The organism is Alistipes sp. DJF_B185 (assembly GCF_964250025.1).
Classification (GTDB): domain Bacteria; phylum Bacteroidota; class Bacteroidia; order Bacteroidales; family Rikenellaceae; genus Alistipes; species Alistipes finegoldii.
The window spans coordinates 1-1537 of the sequence record NZ_CAXUDY010000031.1 but is presented as its reverse complement, the minus strand read 5'-3'; the positions used below and the strand labels follow the sequence as shown (position 1 = coordinate 1537).

Here is a 1537-nt window from a genome sequence, read left to right as displayed (position 1 = left end):
CTCTCCAGAAAGGAGGTGTTCCAGCCGCACCTTCCGGTACGGCTACCTTGTTACGACTTAGCCCCAGTCACCGGTTTTGCCCTAGGTCGCTCCTTGCGGTCACGAACTTCAGGCACCCCCAGCTTCCATGGCTTGACGGGCGGTGTGTACAAGGCCCGGGAACGTATTCACCGCGCCATGGCTGATGCGCGATTACTAGCGAATCCAACTTCACGGAGGCGGGTTTCAGCCTCCGATCCGAACTGAGATAGGCTTTCGAGATTGGCATCCCCTCACGGGGTAGCGGCCCTCTGTACCTACCATTGTAACACGTGTGTAGCCCCGGACGTAAGGGCCGTGCTGATTTGACGTCATCCCCACCTTCCTCTCGGCTTACACCGGCAGTCCCGCCAGAGTGCCCAGCTTGACCTGATGGCAACTAACGGTAGGGGTTGCGCTCGTTATGGGACTTAACCCGACACCTCACGGCACGAGCTGACGACAACCATGCAGCACCTAGTTTCGTGCCCCGAAGGGAAATCCTGTTTCCAGAATCGTCACTAACTTTCAAGCCCGGGTAAGGTTCCTCGCGTATCATCGAATTAAACCACATGTTCCTCCGCTTGTGCGGGCCCCCGTCAATTCCTTTGAGTTTCATTCTTGCGAACGTACTCCCCAGGTGGATAACTTATCGCTTTCGCTTAGTCACCGACTGTGTATCGCCGACAACGAGTTATCATCGTTTACTGCGTGGACTACCAGGGTATCTAATCCTGTTTGCTCCCCACGCTTTCGTGCCTCAACGTCAGATATAGTTTGGTAAGCTGCCTTCGCAATCGGTGTTCTGTATGATCTCTAAGCATTTCACCGCTACACCATACATTCCGCCTACCGCAACTACTCTCTAGTTCAACAGTATTAGAGGCAGTTCCGGAGTTGAGCCCCGGTATTTCACCTCTAACTTATCAAACCGCCTACGCACCCTTTAAACCCAATAAATCCGGATAACGCTTGGATCCTCCGTATTACCGCGGCTGCTGGCACGGAGTTAGCCGATCCTTATTCGTACTATACTTTCAGGCTCCTACACGTAGAAGCGTTTACCCTAGTACAAAAGCAGTTTACAACTCATAGAGCCGTCTTCCTGCACGCGGCATGGCTGGTTCAGACTTGCGTCCATTGACCAATATTCCTCACTGCTGCCTCCCGTAGGAGTTTGGTCCGTGTCTCAGTACCAATGTGGGGGGTTAACCTCTCAGTCCCCCTATGTATCGTTGCCTTGGTGAGCCGTTACCTCACCAACTAGCTAATACAACGCATGCCCATCTTTAACCACCGGAGTTTTTAACCCAAGAAGATGCCTTCTCGAATGTTATGGGGAATTAGTACCAATTTCTCAGTGTTATGCCCCTGTTAAAGGTAGGTTGCATACGCGTTACGCACCCGTGCGCCGGTCGCCACCAAAGTATTGCTACCTCGTGCTGCCCCTCGACTTGCATGTGTTAAGCCTGCCGCTAGCGTTCATCCTGAGCCAGGATCAAACTCTCCATTGTATAAA

At 52.7% G+C, this 1537-nt stretch carries 1 rRNA gene; it reads right to left on the bottom strand.

Annotated features, from left to right (window positions below):
• Nucleotides 1-8: 8 nt before the first annotated feature.
• Nucleotides 9-1532, bottom strand: a 16S ribosomal RNA gene (locus tag ACESTR_RS15555).
• Nucleotides 1533-1537 lie beyond the last annotated feature (5 nt).